The organism is Spirulina sp. LEGE 11439, assembly GCF_059821285.1.
Window position 1 is genome coordinate 1 of sequence record NZ_JCAMRX010000047.1, and the last position, 16945, is coordinate 16945.

The 16945-nt window shown below is 43.5% G+C and carries 14 protein-coding genes; 8 read left to right on the forward strand and 6 right to left on the reverse strand.

Annotation, left to right across the window (positions count from 1 at the left end):
• Positions 1-41: 41 nt before the first annotated feature.
• The 5 genes from AC6RV6_RS23350 to AC6RV6_RS23370 all read left to right on the forward strand — a co-directional run bounded on the left by AC6RV6_RS23350 (position 42) and on the right by AC6RV6_RS23370 (position 6263).
• On the forward strand, positions 42-755 hold the full coding sequence (locus AC6RV6_RS23350) for a type IV secretory system conjugative DNA transfer family protein (RefSeq protein WP_500243285.1): 714 nt from the start codon (positions 42-44) through the stop codon (positions 753-755).
• 55 nt (positions 756-810) lie between these two features.
• Positions 811-2658, forward strand: a complete 1848-nt coding sequence (locus AC6RV6_RS23355) for an ATP-binding protein (RefSeq protein ID WP_500243286.1) — start codon at positions 811-813, stop codon at positions 2656-2658.
• Positions 2659-2959: 301 nt separating this feature from the next.
• Entirely contained in the window at positions 2960-4513 is a 1554-nt protein-coding gene (locus AC6RV6_RS23360) for a C1 family peptidase (protein ID WP_500243287.1), read from the forward strand.
• 5 nt (positions 4514-4518) lie between these two features.
• Positions 4519-5073: a COP23 domain-containing protein gene (locus AC6RV6_RS23365; RefSeq protein WP_500243288.1), complete on the forward strand. Its 555-nt coding sequence runs from the start codon at positions 4519-4521 to the stop codon at positions 5071-5073.
• Between the two features lie 83 nt (positions 5074-5156).
• A complete protein-coding gene (locus AC6RV6_RS23370) occupies positions 5157-6263 on the forward strand; it encodes a hybrid sensor histidine kinase/response regulator (RefSeq protein WP_500243289.1) in 1107 nt (368 codons plus the stop codon).
• On the opposite strand, the gene AC6RV6_RS23375 is transcribed toward AC6RV6_RS23370, so the two are convergent.
• The 6 genes from AC6RV6_RS23375 to AC6RV6_RS23400 all read right to left on the reverse strand — a co-directional run bounded on the left by AC6RV6_RS23375 (position 6247) and on the right by AC6RV6_RS23400 (position 12692).
• Positions 6247-6924 carry a response regulator transcription factor gene (locus tag AC6RV6_RS23375; protein ID WP_500243290.1) on the reverse strand — a complete coding sequence of 226 codons (678 nt, stop codon included), beginning with the start codon at positions 6922-6924 and terminating at the stop codon, positions 6247-6249. The genes AC6RV6_RS23370 and AC6RV6_RS23375 overlap by 17 nt on opposite strands.
• A 78-nt stretch (positions 6925-7002) precedes the next feature.
• Positions 7003-7632 (reverse strand): hypothetical protein, encoded by a 630-nt coding sequence (locus AC6RV6_RS23380; protein ID WP_500243291.1) that lies wholly within the window; start codon positions 7630-7632, stop codon positions 7003-7005.
• Between the two features lie 70 nt (positions 7633-7702).
• A complete protein-coding gene (locus tag AC6RV6_RS23385) occupies positions 7703-10291 on the reverse strand; it encodes a DEAD/DEAH box helicase (RefSeq protein ID WP_500243292.1) in 2589 nt (862 codons plus the stop codon).
• Between the two features lie 171 nt (positions 10292-10462).
• Positions 10463-11179 carry a B3/B4 domain-containing protein gene (locus AC6RV6_RS23390; protein ID WP_500243293.1) on the reverse strand — a complete coding sequence of 239 codons (717 nt, stop codon included), beginning with the start codon at positions 11177-11179 and terminating at the stop codon, positions 10463-10465.
• 67 nt (positions 11180-11246) lie between these two features.
• A complete protein-coding gene (locus tag AC6RV6_RS23395; protein WP_500243294.1) occupies positions 11247-12446 on the reverse strand; it encodes a DUF6014 family protein in 1200 nt (399 codons plus the stop codon).
• A 78-nt stretch (positions 12447-12524) separates the two neighbouring features.
• The gene (locus tag AC6RV6_RS23400) at positions 12525-12692 is read right to left on the reverse strand and encodes an NfeD family protein (protein ID WP_500243295.1); all 168 of its coding nucleotides are present in this window, start codon (positions 12690-12692) and stop codon (positions 12525-12527) included.
• 575 nt (positions 12693-13267) lie between these two features.
• Here AC6RV6_RS23400 and AC6RV6_RS23405 point away from each other — a divergent pair.
• The 3 genes from AC6RV6_RS23405 to AC6RV6_RS23415 all read left to right on the forward strand — a co-directional run bounded on the left by AC6RV6_RS23405 (position 13268) and on the right by AC6RV6_RS23415 (position 16889).
• On the forward strand, positions 13268-14689 hold the full coding sequence (locus AC6RV6_RS23405) for an AAA-like domain-containing protein (protein WP_500243296.1): 1422 nt from the start codon (positions 13268-13270) through the stop codon (positions 14687-14689).
• Positions 14679-16322 (forward strand): AAA-like domain-containing protein, encoded by a 1644-nt coding sequence (locus AC6RV6_RS23410; RefSeq protein ID WP_500243297.1) that lies wholly within the window; start codon positions 14679-14681, stop codon positions 16320-16322. Before AC6RV6_RS23405 ends, AC6RV6_RS23410 begins: the two co-directional genes overlap by 11 nt.
• Positions 16323-16454: 132 nt before the next feature.
• A complete protein-coding gene (locus AC6RV6_RS23415) occupies positions 16455-16889 on the forward strand; it encodes a hypothetical protein (protein ID WP_500243298.1) in 435 nt (144 codons plus the stop codon).
• The last annotated feature ends 56 nt before the right edge of the window (positions 16890-16945 follow it).

Sequence of the window (16945 nt, forward strand, 5' to 3'; positions counted from 1 at the left end):
GCTCGTATTAAACTTAAAAAACTTTATCCTTCAATTCAAACTTGACAGACCACTACTCTTTGGATGAGTTTCCATCCTTGCGATTGGATCGGATTGCCTATTGGGTCAATGAATATCGCAGCAATGGTGGGGTGCCGATTATTGGCATTCAAAGTCTCAACCAACTGTACGATCGCTATGGGGACAAGCAGGGCAAAGCGATCGCCTCTGCTCTTTCTACTCACGTCCTGTTCAACCCCGGAGATTACGAAACGGCGGAACAGTATTCCAAGCGCTATGGCGAAACTGAAGTGACTCTCCGCAATCGTTCCACGGGCAACTCGATGGGACAGCAGCAAACCACTCGTTCGATTAACTGGAGCGAGTCGGTACAGAAAAAACCTCTCATTAGTGCTGACGAAATCGTTCGCTTTCCTCAAGGCAAATGCGTGATTACGTCTCCTGCTTACGGTTCCGGCAGCGAGGCACTCTTTCCCTACCCACTCAAAATCCCCGTCTCTCAAGGCGATATTCGACGGGCAAAGGAATCGGAAGCCCTTTGGGATTCGCAAATCCGACCCCAATTGGAGCAACGTGCAGAGTACCACGCCCGAGGCATCGATCTCGACCTAGAGTTGGAAAACCGCATTCGGGAAGCCTATCGGTTGTTGCCCCATCCCGACGAACCGGACGAGGCGATCGCATCCCCTCCAGAAACAGAACGATTGCAAAAACGCCTATCCGCCCTCAAAATTGGGAAAGAGGCAGAGGAGTAGCTCGATTGGCTACCATAAAAATCCAAGCGTAAAAGGGTCCTATCGAATCGCAACCATGAGCAAAACCGCTCCTCCATCCACTCAGAAAAACCTGCAATTGCTGCGTTTCGCGTTCCACCGATCGCGAGACTGCATCTTTTTCGTCAAACCCTCCGGTCGCCTCTTTTACGCCAATCATTCCACCGCGTCGATCCTGAAATATTCTCGCGAGGAACTCACGGGAGGAATGCACCTGGGCCACCTCGAATCGGGACTCTCGACGCGGAGGTGGAAAAGCCGCTTTCGCCTGTTACGAGAGCGAAGGCGCTTATCTCTGCAATCTATCTACCGCACCAAAGAAGGTCGCACCCTTAACGTGGAGGTCGTTCTCCACCTCTCTCAATATCGAGGTCAAGAATTTTGTTGCGCGATCGCTCGCAATATCGACGGAGACTGCGAGAGAAAGCAAATGCAAGCCCTCGAGCGAGCTAAGGAAGAAGCCGAAGCTGCCAACCGCACGAAAAGCCGCTTTTTGGCGAACATGAGCCACGAATTGCGAACTCCCCTCAATAGCATTCTCGGCTTTACCCAATTGTTAGCGCGAACCGATGGCTTTACCCGCGAACAGCAAGAATATCTCGATATTGTCAATCGCAGCAGTCAGCATTTGTTGGGACTGATCGATAATGTTTTGGAAATGTTCAAAATCGAAGCGGAAGGCGTGGTTCTGGTGGAGCGCAGTTTCGATTTGATGCGCTTATTGGAAACTTTAGAGGAGATGTTTCGTTTAAAAGCCGAGACGAAGGGTTTGAATTTGGAGTTTGACGGTATTTCTCAACTTCCTCACTATATTAAAACCGACGATCGCAAATTGCGCCAAATCCTCATCAATTTGTTGGGCAATGCGATTAAATTTACAGAAACCGGATCGGTGCGCCTCGAGGCAAGACGGGTGGAATCTTCGGGCGATCGCTGTCGTCTGGCATTTACTGTAGAAGATACGGGGATGGGAATTGCTGCGGCAGAAATGGATTTGTTATTTGCTTCTTTCGTTCAAACGGAGGCGGGGCGCAAATCCCAGCAGGGGACGGGGTTGGGACTGCCTATCAGTCGCCGCTACGTGGAATTGATGGGGGGAGAAATGACGGTTGAAAGTCGCGTCGGCTCGGGCAGTTGCTTTCACTTTACTATCGATGCCAAACTCGCTCGAGCGGAAGACGTGCGGAATTATATGGAACGGGGTCGGGTCAGCATCTTGGCACCGGGTCAGCCGGAGTATCGCATTTTAGTGGTTGAGGATGTTGCGGAAAATCGCTTGTTGTTAACGCGGTTTTTGAAGGAGGTAGGGTTTGAAGTGAGAGAGGCGGTTAACGGACGAGAAGCAGTAGAGCAATGGAAGGACTGGCAACCTCACTTGATTTGGATGGATATTCGGATGCCGGTGATGGACGGCTATCGAGCCACTCAAAAAATTCGCTCTCTCCTCGACGGCGATCGCCCGATAATTATCGCCCTGACAGCCAGCACTCTATCCCAAAAGCGCTCTCAGTTGTTGAAGGTGGGTTACAACGATCTGGTGGTCAAACCATTTCGCGAGGATGTCATTTTTGAGAAGATGGCCAAGCATTTGGGGGTGAAATACCTGTACGAACAGCCTTCGGTGGATAGTGCTTTCGAGATGCCGGATTCGCGCATTTCGCTACAATTTACCTTGCAATCTTTATCCAAAGTTTCGGTATCGCTGTTGGAACAATTAGCCAATGCTGCGGATACGGGAGACCCGCTTCTCGTCAAGCAGGCGATCGCGCAATTGCCAGATTCTCAGGCTCAGTTGAAAGCGCGTTTGTTGGAATGGGTGGCGGAGTTTCGCTTGGATTTGATTGGGGATTTGGTGGCGCGATCGCTCGATAATTCAAGCATATGAGGAATTAAAAATGAAAAAATCATTATTTCTGTTGATAATTTTTGCTCTAACATATGGTTTATATCTCTATCTGGTGGGTTTTCTCCTGCGATCGCTTGGGAATTCAACTTATCATCTGCATACTTTGTTCTTTTTATCAATGCATAAGTCCTATGGATATCAAGTAAGTTAGTTTTATTTTTTCAAGAATTGTTACAATCTTACGGATACAGAAAGATTCGTTATCCAAGATAACTTATCTTGAAAAGCAAGATTTTATATATATTCAAATCAGCTTCTCGCTTAAAGGAGAAAACGAGCTATGCGTTGGAGTTATTTTCTGTTACCTATAATTTTTGCAGCCACCTCAAATATACCTACTAAAGTTGTCTTGTCAAAAGAAGGTTCTCGTTCAGTTCAACAGCTTGAGAATTCTACTGAAATTGCTCAGAGCCAGTTTAATCTTGGTGGTGCATGGAGATACACAGGAAATGATTTCACCTTCAGGGTAATAGATAGTGATGGTGATGGTACTAACGATGGGCAGGAGTGTTTAGTTTTACCTACTGTTGTTCGTCCCGCTCAAATTATTGACTCTGCTGAAAGACTTCAATTAACAATTGAGGGCGAGGGCTTTGGTGCAGATGGTGAGAATAATGGGTGGTTCAGTATGGGAGGAGTACAGATAAATTTGAATATCTCTGGCAATCAACTTGATTCTCCTGATGGACAATTTGATGGACAATTGCAACTAAAAGGAACAATTGATTCGAGTAACCAGACAATTACTGGTACAATGACGTATTCGGGTTGTACCATTGGTGGAGCAGTATCTGGAACTTTTAGATTAGAAAAGGTTGGTTCTCAGCCCCAGCCTCAACCCAATCCCTCAACCACTCGAAAAACTGAAGAACAAGCTCGTCAAGAACTCGCACAACTTCAAGAGCAAGCAAGACAGGAACAATGGACATTCCAAATTGGTGATAGTGACGCTTTCCGCATTTTGCTTTCTGTTCTATCTGGAACTCGAGTTCCAGCAGGATTTAGTCCTTCAATTGTTCCCCCTCCATCGGTTGGCGTTACATCAAATCGCTTTGATGCTAGAGATTGGAATGTAGTTCCTCCAATTCGTTCTCAAGGAGAGTGTGGAAGTTGTTGGGCATTTGCTGCGGTAAGTTCTTATGAAATTGCTTTTAGCAGTCGCTACCGAACTCCCAATAATTTGAATTTGAGCGAACAGCAGATTTTGTCCTGCAACACCAACGGTTATGGATGTCAAGGAGGATGGGTAACTGAAAGCGATTCAGACTATCGATATCTCGAAAGCTCTGGATTGGTTTCAGAATCGCAATATCCCTATGAAACAATCGAATCAATTTGTAAGCAGATACTTCGTATTGCCACAGGGCGTTTATTTGCTCCGAGATCGTTTAGCTTTGTGACGAAAGAAGATGGTGACTCAGCCGCTAATATTGAAACGATTAAGAAAGCAATTTTGCAAAATGGGAGTGTTTGGGTTGGTCTATACTCTAACCCAGCTTTTCATGCTTACCAAGGAGGTATTTTTGGAGGTAATGGGGGAGGTTGCAGCAATACTCGGATTAATCATGCAGTGAACCTGATTGGTTGGGATGATGCAGAAGGGTATTGGATTGGGCGTAACTCTTGGGGAGATGACTGGGGAGAAAATGGCTATTTTCGGATTGCCTACGGCTGTAGCAATATAGGAGATTTTGCTGCGATACCTAAAACTGTAAGACTCTTCAATTGTAGTAACGGTAACTGCCAGTCGCTTTCACCTAGCGATCCACCTTGGATAAGTGGAAATAATCCCAATCCTAATCCCAATCCTCCTGATAACCGTCCATTGTGGTAAAAGCTATGAAAATTAAATCTCTTGTCAATTTAACTCTGTTAGGTATTTTGAGTATGAGCTTTTCTCTCATGCAAGAAATGCCAACATTAGCACAGCAAGACACAAGATTTATCTGTGCTGTTAGCAATAATAGTCCGGCAACAATTGCTCAAACTCATCGAGGCAATATCCCGATAATTCTTTGGCAATCCGAATTTTTTACGGGTTCTGGATACGATCCCTTAAAACGATGCCAGATTGTTAGCCGAAAATTTCAACGATTTCACGAAGCAGGCATTCTCCGTTATCTGAGGGGAGGAAGCGTGAATCGACAGGGTGTAATTTGTGCTGTAGGCAATAGTCGAAGTGCTTGTAACTCAGAAAGTGTACTGTTTACCCTACATCCCGGATCGGATCCATCCGAACTGATTCAACAATTGAACGATATTCGTATGGGAGCTAGAACAACTCCACTACTTCAAACTGGTTCAGGAGATGGTGGTACTCCTTCTGTAAATTTTGTAGACTTTCTCAATAATGCTCCTGTAGATCCAAATGCTACTTTGCCAACCTATTACTAGCCTCGCTCAATTTCCAAAAATCCAATGTATAGTAGGAAATTATCGATTCAAGTCAGCTTGAATGTGTATTTTTCTCGCTCCCGATGAATGCCGATATCCTAATCGTTGACGATCGCCCGGAAAACCTGCGCCTGCTCTCCTCGATGCTGGAACAGCAGGGTTATCGAGTGCGGAATGCCCTCAACGGTCAGCGTGCCTTAACTGCCGTTCAAAAGCAAGTCCCGGATTTAATCCTCTTGGATATTAAGTTACCCGATATCGACGGATACGAAGTCTGCCGCCAACTCAAGAGCATGACTGCCCTGCAACCCGTCCCCATTCTCTTTCTCAGCGCCTTAAATGGCGTTTTCGATAAAGTGAAAGCCTTTCAAGTGGGTGGGGTGGACTACATTACCAAACCCTTTCAAGAGGAAGAAATCCTCATGCGAGTCGGCACCCAGTTGCAATTGAGCCAGCAAAAAGAACAGTTGCAAACCCAAAACCAACAACTGGCTCGAGAAATCCGCGATCGCCAAGCCGCACAAGAACGGTTGCAAGTCCTCCTCCACACCGTTTCCCACGACCTCCGCAACCCGGTAGCGGGACTCGGAATGACCTTGCGAGGGGCGCACTCTAACGAGGCAGGTCAAGCCATTTTAGAGCGATCGATGCGGGAAACAATGGTGCAAAGCTGCAATCGCCTGTTGCGCCTCATCGACTCCCTAACCACGGATCCTCCCGAAACCGAAGCAATTTCGCTTCAGCCTCAATGGGTTGTTTTACCGACATTTACCCAATCTTTGCTGCGAGAATGGCGATCGATGTTCGAGCGACATCGGGTTCAATTGGACTATCGCATCCCCAAAGATTTACCTCGCATTGAAGCCGATCCCGACCAACTGGCTCGCATTTTCGATAATCTCATCGGCAATGCCCTCAAATACAACAAACCCGGGTTAAAGTTGACCGTTGCTGCCATTCCCAAGGAAACGGAAGTGCGCTGCATCGTTGCAGATAACGGCATCGGCATTCCTCCACAACAGTGCGGGCGTTTATTCGATCGCTACGTCCGGGGTCAGGGCAAAAAACAGCAGGGTTTGGGGTTGGGACTCTACATTTGTCGCCAAATTGTCGAAGCACACGGGGGACGCATTGGGGTGAAGTCCAAACCCGGTCGAGGCAGTCAGTTTTGGTTTACAATTCCGGTTTGACGAGTCCGCAATGCCATGCTTTGAGAGCGGCTTTGGTGCGGCTGTTGACTTGGAGTTTGGCAAAGATTTGTCGCACGTATCCTTTGATGGTGTTGGTGCTGAGGTTGAGTTTTGCGCCAATTTCCGAGTTGTTGTAGCCTTCGGCAATGAGTTCGACAATTTCCAATTCTCGCTTATTAAAGCCAAAATTCTCCGGCTTTCCTTGGGGAAGGGGAGAGTGCGGGGGCTGTTGCTTGAGGATACAATCGGCAATACGTGCGTCGAGATAGACCGATCCTTCGCTGGCTGCGGTGAGAGCGGCTTTGAGTTGTTCGATAGTTGCCCCTTTAACGCAGTAGGCATCCGCACCACTGGCAAAGGCCGCTAAAACTTGCTGGCGATCGGTGCAGGCGGTTAGAATCAGAACGCGAGTATCGGGCAGTTCGGCTTTAATCTGCTTGGTGGCTTCAATACCGTCAAGTTTGGGCAATCCGATGTCCATAATGATGATATCGGGCTTGAGTCGGAGGCTTTCTTGTACGCCTTGCACTCCATTTTCAGCTTTGGCAGCAACGGTGAGGTGAGTTTGTTGGTCGATTACAGTAGAGAGGCCAACCTGCATCATGGGGTCGTCTTCGACAATCAAAACGGTGAGGGTAGAGGCGATCGCTGTCATACTCATGGTTCTATTTCGTTAGATTAGAATCCCCAGTATAGCGATCCAGTTTGGTCGATGACCTCCACCGATCGGTTTAGCAATTCACAACGGAACTTCTTCAATCTGGTCAATATTCGTCAGTTCGAGGTACTTTCGGATGCTTTTACGAGAATTTTTAGCCTGTTTTCCGACAAGCAAATCTTTGAGTAATCTCTCGACTTTGTAATGCGATCGCCGATTCGAGCGGGTTATAATTCTTTGTACCGGGCGATCGGGGTGTAGAGCAAAGATAGTCATTTTGAGGCGATTGGGGTCAATTTTGAAGTAATTGGCAACGACCCAGAGTTTCACTTTATCCTGCCAAGTTACTTTAGGTTGGCGAACCGACCATTCAAACACTCGAATTTTATTGTTAACAAAGCCGATATTCGCCTTGATTTCGATGAGTTCGTAATGGTTTGATGTGAAATGCAATCGGCTCATTAAAGGCAAGTTTAAAAAGAGCTTTTTCTTGGAGCAAAATAGAGGCGGAAAGCATTCTTCAAGTTGTTGAATCCAGCGATCGAGGAGAAGATGGTCTTCGAGCAAAGATTGTATAGGCAATTCGAGGCGCTTTTGTCGGATAATAAATTGCAGTTGGCGTTGGAGTTCGGAAGATTTGGAGAGGTGAAGAGGCTTTCCTTGCGCTTGTCGTTTGAGTAAGGAAAGTTCGCTCAAGTTAAGGGCTGGCATTCTTGGAAAGGTTGGAAGTGCCTCTTAAAATGGCGATCGCCAGCCTATGAATCTCGATATCCCAAATGCCTTACATTGAAGCAATAGAATCGCACAAGAATAACCCCATCTGTTTCAACAAAGCCTGATTGCCATCCGGACAGCCCGACAAAATGAGACACTTCGGACAACCGTACTGACAATCGCAATTGCGAGCGAGTGCTGCCCCCGCCCGAGCCAACTTTGACAAATGCCGAAAAATTGCCTCCGCACTGCCATTCCCACTCTCGCTAAGGTCGTAAAAATATCCAACACAATCCTTGCTGTTTCTGGCTTCTACGATATAGTTCATATCATTGAGCGACCCCAACACCACCAACGGGAAAGCCGCTAAAATCTGATGCCCGAAACTATGCACCCCCAACAATGATGCCGGATAATCTCGTAAAACTCCCGCGATCGCAGAATCCGACTCTACCGCCTTTAACAACCTTGACGCGCATTTTTGCAGATACTCATTAACAGGCTTATCAAAAGAGATTTGAGCGATGGGAGTCGTAAATCGAATCGCATACGGTTGCTCGAATTCTACCTCATCCACCACCTTCGTCAACTCTGCCCGACGCGATCGCCTGCCGCAAACCGGACACAACTTTCGCCCCGGTAACGCTTCTCTGTAATTGACGCATTTGCGATTCAAACAGGTTTGCTCGTACTCCTTCACCAGCACTTGATAGCCGGAAATACTATGACTCACCTCGCCCCACGATAAACGCAGAAAAGCATTGCCTTCTCCCACCTCCTCCGATAAATTCAATTTCAACTGTTTGGGAGCGACCAAATCCTGCAAAATGCGAGTATCGGTGCGACTTTCCGCCACTGTATAAGTTGAAGTTTCCGGAATGGGTTGCAAGGTGGCTTGACGGGTTTCTACATCGAGAGACAGAGAACGATAAGTTACCATTTGCCCGTTGCTGTCTTGAGTGCGGTAGATTGCCCCCGAAAACGCTTCTCGATAGGCAATTTCCAAACTCATCTCCTCGATCGCCTCTCCCGTCTGTTCGTTCGTCAATCGTACCGTGCTGCCTCCCAACCCCCCGCGAAAATTGACATCTCGATGGGGAAATCCCTTTGCCCACAAACGCCCTCGCGTTTTTCGCAATGCCCCTTGCTCTAACAAAGCCGAGGCAATGTGAGGAGCAGTTTTACCAAAATAGCGCTTCAGGCGATCGCTCTCGATGCCGCTTTCCACTGCCGCGCACATCAAATGCTTGCCCAAATCGACGGGATAGCGGGCATTGAAGGACACTCGTTCTGCGGGGGCGGAGAGCAGGAGTTCCGGGTGTTGGGCGTAGTAGCGGTCTAACGGCGATCGCTCCAAGGGCAGAAAAATCGCCAATCCCTTCTGCTTGCGTCCCGCCCTGCCGATGCGCTGTCGGAAACCCTGCAACGAACCCGGCCAGCCTCGAATGAGGGCAAAATCCAACTCTGCCAAATCGATGCCTGCTTCTAAAGCACTGGTACTCAAAAGACAGCGCATTCGTCCCTCTTGAAGTCCGCTTATAATTTCACTGCGGCGCTCTCCGGTCAATCCTCCATAAAAAATCGCTGTTTGCCCCTCAATGTTCGGGTACTTTTGAGAGGCCGCTTCTGTTCGCAGGGTGGCCAGCAGGTTTTTAATTGTTGCTCTCCCATTACAGAAACAAATGCCTCGCAACCCTTGCCGCAAAAGAAACAGCAGGATTTTAGCTGCATCCGGGTTGGGGTTGTTGGTCGGCTTGACAACGATTAATTCTCGCTCCGGCATTCCCGCACCGCTTCGATGAATCCAAACGAGGCGATCGCTTTGGGGAGAATTGCGTTTGCGTCGCCTTCCCGACAAGGATCGTGCGAGTTGGCTGGGGTTGCCCACCGTAGCGCTCAAAAAGATAAATTGCAATCGACGAGAATTGCCTCTATAGCGATCGACTGCCAGTTTTAGCCGTCGCAGCAAGTTCGCCATATTTGCCCCGTAAGCCCCATTGTAAGCGTGAGCCTCGTCGAGCAGGACGTAGCGCAGGTGGGCGAGAAACTGCTGCCAAGGCTGACTCCAATAAGTACCGCGCAGGGCATAATGGATGAGTTCGGGAGTTGCACCGATGATACCGGGCGATCGCTCGAGCAATCGTTCTCGTTCTTCTTTGCGGGTGTCTCCCGTCAGCATTGCCAGTTGGGGACGGACGGTTTCGGGAATGCCTTCGAGTAAAGCGTTCAGTTTTTCTCCTTGGTCAGAGGTCAGTGCCTTTAAGCCGTAAAAAGAAAGGGCGGTATGCTGATGTTGGAGAATGCCTTCGAGGATGGGGACATAAGCGCTTAAAGATTTACCGCTTGCCGTGTCGGTACTGAGAATGACATCTTTGCCCTTGCGAATGGTATTGAGGGTTTCGATTTGATGGGAGTAGAGTTGCTGGATTCCTTGTTTTTTGAGCGCTCTTCTGAGAGGTTTGGGGAGAGTGGTGGGAATTGACTCGAGCAGGGGTTTTCGTGCTGCGATGGTTTCACTCCACAGGAGCTCGTCTCCAAGAAATTCAATGATATTGGCAGCATCGGGGCGATCGGGTTCGGGTAAATTTTCGGGGTGAGGAGCATGGGAACGGCCTAAAATGTTTTGCAGGAGGCTGTTATAGTTCGGTGGCTGCATGGCTGTTTGCGATCGGGTTGATTTGCCATACCTCACCGTTAGGTGAAAAAAATAAACTTAAAAAAAATAGGGCAGTTACTACTTCACCAGTTAGAGTAAAACTAGCAGAAGGTACTGCCCCAATCATCTTGGAGAAAAATTCAAGAGGTGTTGGGATCGCGATCTCCTTGTTTATGACACTGGCACTGGGTTGTTAGAAGACAAAATCTCTTGTTCGATGTGACAGTTTGGAGAAACTATTTTCAAATGGTGTATCAATTCTTCCGTGGCTGCCATGAGTTGTTCTCGGGTATAAGGTGCAAGACCATCGAGAACAAAGTAAATATTACCCGTATCGAAAGTAATAGCCGTGCGATGGCATTGTCGCCAGTTCCAACGCCGACAAGTAACCCCGGTACTATCCAACCAAATGAGTTCGCCGGGATGGGGATATTCGATCGCTTCTTGTCCTTTTTGATAAATAACAAAAGGTTCGTCTCCCGAGGCAATGGTTAAGGTTAGATCGCTGGTCAGTCGATCCCAATCTTCTCCGCCAATGGGGAGAACGTGACGAATGCTGACGGCATTGTAGAGATCGACGATGCAGTTAATCGTTGGTAAATCCTCCCCTTTCAAAGTGCGACTGAGGAGAGCTTCAGCAGAACAGAGATATTTTTTTTGTTTTGCGCCAAAATTTTTATAGGCTTGGCGACAAGCTGCAATATGAGGATGAGATGAGCGTTTTTCCGTGCCGAATTTTTCCCGTTGTTCCCGTTCTGCACTGCGAAGAACTTGGGTACTGTAATCTGTGCTGGGTTGATTTTGCAAGTTAGTTGCATAGAGGATTACAGCCGTATAATCCGGTACGATTTCAGCGATGCGAGGATTGAATTTGAGTTTGTAAATCATTTTCATTTACTCCTAAGAATTAGCGATCGATGGGGCTACGAGAGTAGCCCCGATATGGGTTAACGAATTAACGCAGGTTTTGCCAAATACCGCGACACCGTTCTAAAATCGAACCGTTGAAAATCTCTCGGGTTGCACTTTGAATGCTAACGGAACCGTAGAGATGAAACAGTCCGGTAGAATGCTCGAGGGTTAATTCCCGGCGAGTCAGGTGTACGGCATCCGTGCGCTGTTGTTCGACGGCTTTAATTAAGCCTTCGTAACTAGGGTTTCGCAGTCCCAATTGCCCGTTTTTCGTGAGATAGAGGGCGTGACTTTGGAAGAGGCGATCTAAGGTTAAAAGACCGACGTTAACATCAGCATCGCGATCGCGTCCTCCCCGTCGGTGGGCATCCAAACCAAAGCGCACGAAGAGGTTCATTGCAATCAATTGCCCAGCTTCCTCGGGGGAGAAAAGGCGATGGGCGAGTTCAAAGGCAACGCCATCGGAGCGGTATTCTTCAATGGTGCCGTACCAATAGTTGGGGAAGAGGTTGTCGCGAACTTTGCGATCGAGTCCCAACCCCGTTGCGTGTCCCGCATCGTGCATTTGGTATTCGAGGTGACGGTTGCGATCGCCAATTCCTTCTCCGTTCGTGGCCTGCAAAATCAGGTCTGCACTTTTGGGTTCAAAGATTGCCCGGATACATTCACCTCCAGATTTGAGAGTTCGTCGTCGTTGCTCTTTCATATTGTTAAGGGCAGGACCGCGAACGCTATGGGGAATTAGCCACCCATTGGCAACAATGAAGGCTTCTCCGCTTTCCCCGTCCAAGTTGCCGCAAGCTGCAATTGGCTTGAAGGGCAAAACGGTGGGAATGTCTTGAGGTTGGCTGCCGAAAAGATCGAAAATGCAGGCATTTAAGCGTTCTGTCGAGGGTTGGAGAATATTCAGAACTCGACCGTAAATTCCGCTTAATTTGGTCGTGATTTTCCCTTCGCGACGTATTTGATGGGGGGCAATCAAGAGGAAATAGCTGCCTTTTCCGATAAATTTCTGCTCGATGAAATCTTCCGACAAGGCGGTAAAATCTTCAAGCAACAAGGCTTGCGCCATTTTTTTGAGGAATTGGGAGGGCAACTGTCCGGGGTTCGCGGCAAGTTGCTCCAGAAGAAAGGCCGCTTGTTGGCGGTTTTCGTCGGCGATCGCTTTGAAGATCAGTTGGATTTGCCCTTGGGAGGGGGAAGGAAATCCCCCTTGAGAAGGCTTGACAGTTGGACAGATCATGATTGAAACTTGGTGTTGGTTATATTTCTTGATGCGTTTGTAAGGCTTGAATTGAGAGTCGTTAGAGCGCATCTTTCTCTAACAGGCATTAAACGGACGCACAAGGAGGGTAATGCCAGACCGTCCCACGACGGTAATCCGCTCTTGGGGGCGCAAAGTCACATTACACTCGTGCAACTCGGCAGGAAATGTAGTTCCTCTGAAGTACGCGCGTCCTTCTTGTCCGGGGGAAATTTCAACTTCCACCCTTCCCTTTTCAGAGTCCGAAAAAAAAATAGGTTTAGTGCATCGCCATTTTTTGAAGCGCATAAGTAACCTCCTATGTTTCTATAAGGTTTTTATTCGATGTATGCCAATTTTCGTTTATTTTTTCTCGTTGTGCAAGAGTTACTAAACACACAGAAAAACAGATCTTGATCTTTTTATCAATCATCTTTTCTCTATTATCTAGTGGTTCTGTTGCAACAAAAGGGGATAGAAAATTGTTTGACTGGATAGTCAATATGTTTTTAGGAGGTCTGTTTTGAGAAAATGTTCTTTGTTAATCAACAAAAAAACACTTTCCACCTCTTTATTGAGCTTGCGCTCTGGTTATTGTTTTTTTTTATTAAAAAACCGAAATCAATAAGGCAAACAAATAAAATGATTTGAAATTCTGTTTGAATTATGGGATAGCCTACTACTAAATCCAAAAATTTTTAGCCAATTAAGATATGATTGGAAAAAAACTGTTTGGAAGCCCTGTAAAATACAGTTCTCGACGATCAAGCCAAATGTCTATTCAAAATTATTGATGAAATTTCAACTTTTACCAAGTAAAAATGCCAATAGATTCATATCAAGATTTTTTAAATAGACTAAATTCTATCATTGCTGACAGAAATGAAACAAGACAAGAGGTATTGATCGAGATGATAAATAACAAAACAAAAAAAGAAATTGCTGAGAAGATAGGCTTGGCTGAAAACTCAATACAAACATCTTACTTCAATCACCTTTATGATAAATTTGATATACAAAGAGATGGGAAACATCGTAAGCATAAATTGATTAATTTATTTGCTAGATATGCTGATAATTTGATAGAATATAATCTGACGCAATACGTTCCTTTTCAGCAATTAAAACCATACAAAATTCTCACCAAGCCATTGACAAAGAGTTTAGATTTTGAATCAAAATATTATGTTAACTTAAAACAAACAGAGCTGTTCGATCTCTTCAAAACAAGTGTTAATAACAATAAACTTCAATTTGTCCGAATTGTTGGAACAAAAGGTACGGGAAAAACGACTCTGTTGAACAGATTAAAAAAACATTTAGAAGAAAAATATAATCAGATTGTAGCATATATAAAATTTGGTTCTAATGTAATTGATCGCACTTCTCAAAAAAGTTCCACAGAATTTTTTAAAACATTTGCTGCTTTAGTTGAAGATGAATTTTTACCATATTTGAATAGTAATGATCTGCCGAGATTAGAAGAGAATTGGCGCGATATACAAACACCATCATCTAACTGTAATAAACACTTAGAAAAATATATATTTTCTCAAATAAATCGTTCAAAAACTTTGATTATTGATGATATTGATGCTATTCTCGATAATGAAAATGTTTATTTTGATTTTTGTGATAATTTACGCACTTGGTACGAAACAAAAATGAAAGAAACAATATCAGATAAACTGATTTGGAGTAATGTCATAATTGCTTATTCTACTGAGCGTTATATTAACTTTCAAAATTCAATTTGTTCTCCACTACATAATGTTGGAGAAGCTATACTTTTGCCTGAATTCACTTTTAATCAAATACAATTGCAATCTTGGAGATATGGTCTAAAATTAGATGATATGGCTATCAAAAAAATTATGGAGTGGATTGGTGGTCATCCATATTTAGTCAATCGGACGTTGTTTGAATTGGGATATATAAAAAGAGCCAATAAATCTATGAAAGATGAAGATTTGATTCAATCTTTTTTTGAGTCTATTGTAGCGGAAAAAAATCGTGTTTTTGATGATTATTTGTGGCCTAATCTGAAAATGTTTCGTGATAATGATCAGGTTAGTCTTTATTTTTTGAAAACATTGAAACGTATACCTTGGCAAGATCCATTTGCAAGATTTAAACTTGAAAAATCTGGATTAATAAAATTAGAAGCAAATCAATTAGTACCTCGATTTAAACTTTATAAAGAATATTACACAAAACACCTAGATCGATATCATGACAGCTAATCAATCTTCATATTATTATACAAAAGGTGGAGCTTTGATTCCAAGACATCCTAGCTATGTCCCACGAAAAGCAGATACAGAGCTTTATAACTTTCTTTCTTCTGATGAAATAGAAGATTTTTTATGCTACGTCTTAGCACCACGCCAAATGGGTAAATCTAGCTTAATATTCAAAATTAGCAATCAATTAAAAGAAAATGGCTATTTATCTATATATATTAACCTTATTAACTATGGAAATTACAAGATTGGTGAGAAACGTTTTTATATATATTTGCTAAATGATATTTGTGCCTATATTGATGACAATTATGCACATCAAGATAATATTTATACGAAGTATCTGGATGATTTTTGGGCTAAAAATAGTCACAAACATCCCTCTAAAAATTTCTTATCTTTTATGAAGTTCTTGGCAAATGATTGTATAGAAAAACTTGGTTTTAAAAAAATAATTATATTTATCGATGAAGTACAAAAATTGTTGCATTTTAATTTACAGAATAGTTTTTTTTCTTTACTTCGGCGTTGGACTAATGAGAATCGTATTCCTGAATATTGTGAAAATAATAAGATCATTCTGAAATATGTCTTGTCAGGAGTTGTCAAGCCTTATGATTTGCTTACTGACGTTCATCTCAATGTAGCTCAGGAAATTGTTTTGGAAAATTTTAAAGGTAATACAAAGCCTTTGTTAGAAGGACTAAATCATTTATATAAAGACCCTCAAAAAGTTTTAGACTTGATTTTAAAATGGACTGGTGGACAACCCTTTTTAACCCAACTCGTTTGTGAAAAGGTTTCTCAGAATAAGTTGAATAATATAGATAGTTTTGAAAATAATTTAGAAAAATTGATTGACGAAGAAATAGTTAACAATTGGCGAGACAATGACTCAGAACGACAGAACCATTTTAGTGATATAGAGAGATGGTTTACTCAAGGTTATACCGACAATCAAGAGCGTATTAAAGCACTTGATTTATACAATACTATTCTCAACAAGGATAAATCTATTACATTCAAACAGGATAAAGATAAACAAGAATATGTGAATTTGCTGATATCTGGGATAGTTTGTTGTACTGGGAAGAAGATGTTTAGTTCTAATTTGATTTATAGAAAAGTATTCGATCTAAATTGGTCTAAAGAAACAAAAACATCTTTATTAGCAAATCAAGTGACAATTGAAAAAAGAATAATTTCTTATGATGAAGAAATCTATTTGAGAGATGTTCTGGACGATCTTTCAGAATATATTCATGGAATAATTATTTTTAGTTTACCAGATCATAAAAAAGCTAATAATCATAGCTTTGTTCAATTTGAAACAAGTGCCTTTCAACCTGAAATAACCAGTGATGTTGTTGAAAATGTTATAAAAAATATCACCAGTCAGGTAGCTTGGAATGAATTTGATATCATTTCCAAGATATACCTTGATACAATATTTTCTCATCAGAACAGTGTTGAAAGATGGGGTTTCTGGTTGACTCATAAATCAGTATACAGAATTGTGGTTGTTTTTTGGTCGAATATTCCACAAGAAATTTGCGATCAAGATTATTTAATTAATTATCAGGTTCGTGTTCAAAAATATGCTCGTGACATCTGCGATATAATATCTAGTTGAGCTATATTTATTGTTGCTTTAGTTTAAAAAAATGCTTATCTTAATTTGGTTCTGCTATAGACTTAGTTGACATATTGGAGATAATATGTTACGCTTCTATTGTTTTATCACAATAAGGAAAAATTATTAATTATGGTAAAAACTTATGCAAATCGCAAAGAAGTGCTTGCAGCAATAGAATCCATTCTTAATCAATGTTCCGATCGCGGAAATCATATTGATGTAGCAGCAGTTCTATTAGATCATGAGATCATTGCTAGGTCAAAAACCGACAAAGGAGAAATAGAAGAAACATTAGCTCCTTCCATACAATCAAATTATTCTAGCGCAACAAAAAAAATTTTTGGAGATGACGCAAGCCTTTTATATTGTTGCTTTATGACTAACACAGATGATAAACTCAATGCTTGGACGATGATTCCACATACTTACAAAGATATGGAATATTGTCTCCTTTTTTCAGGAGATCTTGAAGGAAAGACAGAAAATTTGAGCGTTCATCGTGCTTCTGTACAAGGATATGTCAAAAAATTACTACCATTAATTGCAATATACGAGGACACTTAAAAAATTTGCTTCAACCCTTTAGCCTACAAACATTACAAATCACCGCTTAACCCAAT

Coding starts and splice junctions, on each gene's coding strand:
- AC6RV6_RS23390 (WP_500243293.1), bottom strand. CDS start 11,179: ATGATTTACAAACTCAAATTCAATCCTCGCATCGCTGAAATCGTACCG.
- AC6RV6_RS23360 (WP_500243287.1), top strand. CDS start 2,960: ATGCGTTGGAGTTATTTTCTGTTACCTATAATTTTTGCAGCCACCTCA.
- AC6RV6_RS23375 (WP_500243290.1), bottom strand. CDS start 6,924: ATGAGTATGACAGCGATCGCCTCTACCCTCACCGTTTTGATTGTCGAA.
- AC6RV6_RS23385 (WP_500243292.1), bottom strand. CDS start 10,291: ATGCAGCCACCGAACTATAACAGCCTCCTGCAAAACATTTTAGGCCGT.
- AC6RV6_RS23370 (WP_500243289.1), top strand. CDS start 5,157: ATGAATGCCGATATCCTAATCGTTGACGATCGCCCGGAAAACCTGCGC.
- AC6RV6_RS23380 (WP_500243291.1), bottom strand. CDS start 7,632: ATGCCAGCCCTTAACTTGAGCGAACTTTCCTTACTCAAACGACAAGCG.
- AC6RV6_RS23355 (WP_500243286.1), top strand. CDS start 811: ATGAGCAAAACCGCTCCTCCATCCACTCAGAAAAACCTGCAATTGCTG.
- AC6RV6_RS23365 (WP_500243288.1), top strand. CDS start 4,519: ATGAAAATTAAATCTCTTGTCAATTTAACTCTGTTAGGTATTTTGAGT.
- AC6RV6_RS23395 (WP_500243294.1), bottom strand. CDS start 12,446: ATGATCTGTCCAACTGTCAAGCCTTCTCAAGGGGGATTTCCTTCCCCC.
- AC6RV6_RS23405 (WP_500243296.1), top strand. CDS start 13,268: ATGCCAATAGATTCATATCAAGATTTTTTAAATAGACTAAATTCTATC.
- AC6RV6_RS23415 (WP_500243298.1), top strand. CDS start 16,455: ATGGTAAAAACTTATGCAAATCGCAAAGAAGTGCTTGCAGCAATAGAA.
- AC6RV6_RS23410 (WP_500243297.1), top strand. CDS start 14,679: ATGACAGCTAATCAATCTTCATATTATTATACAAAAGGTGGAGCTTTG.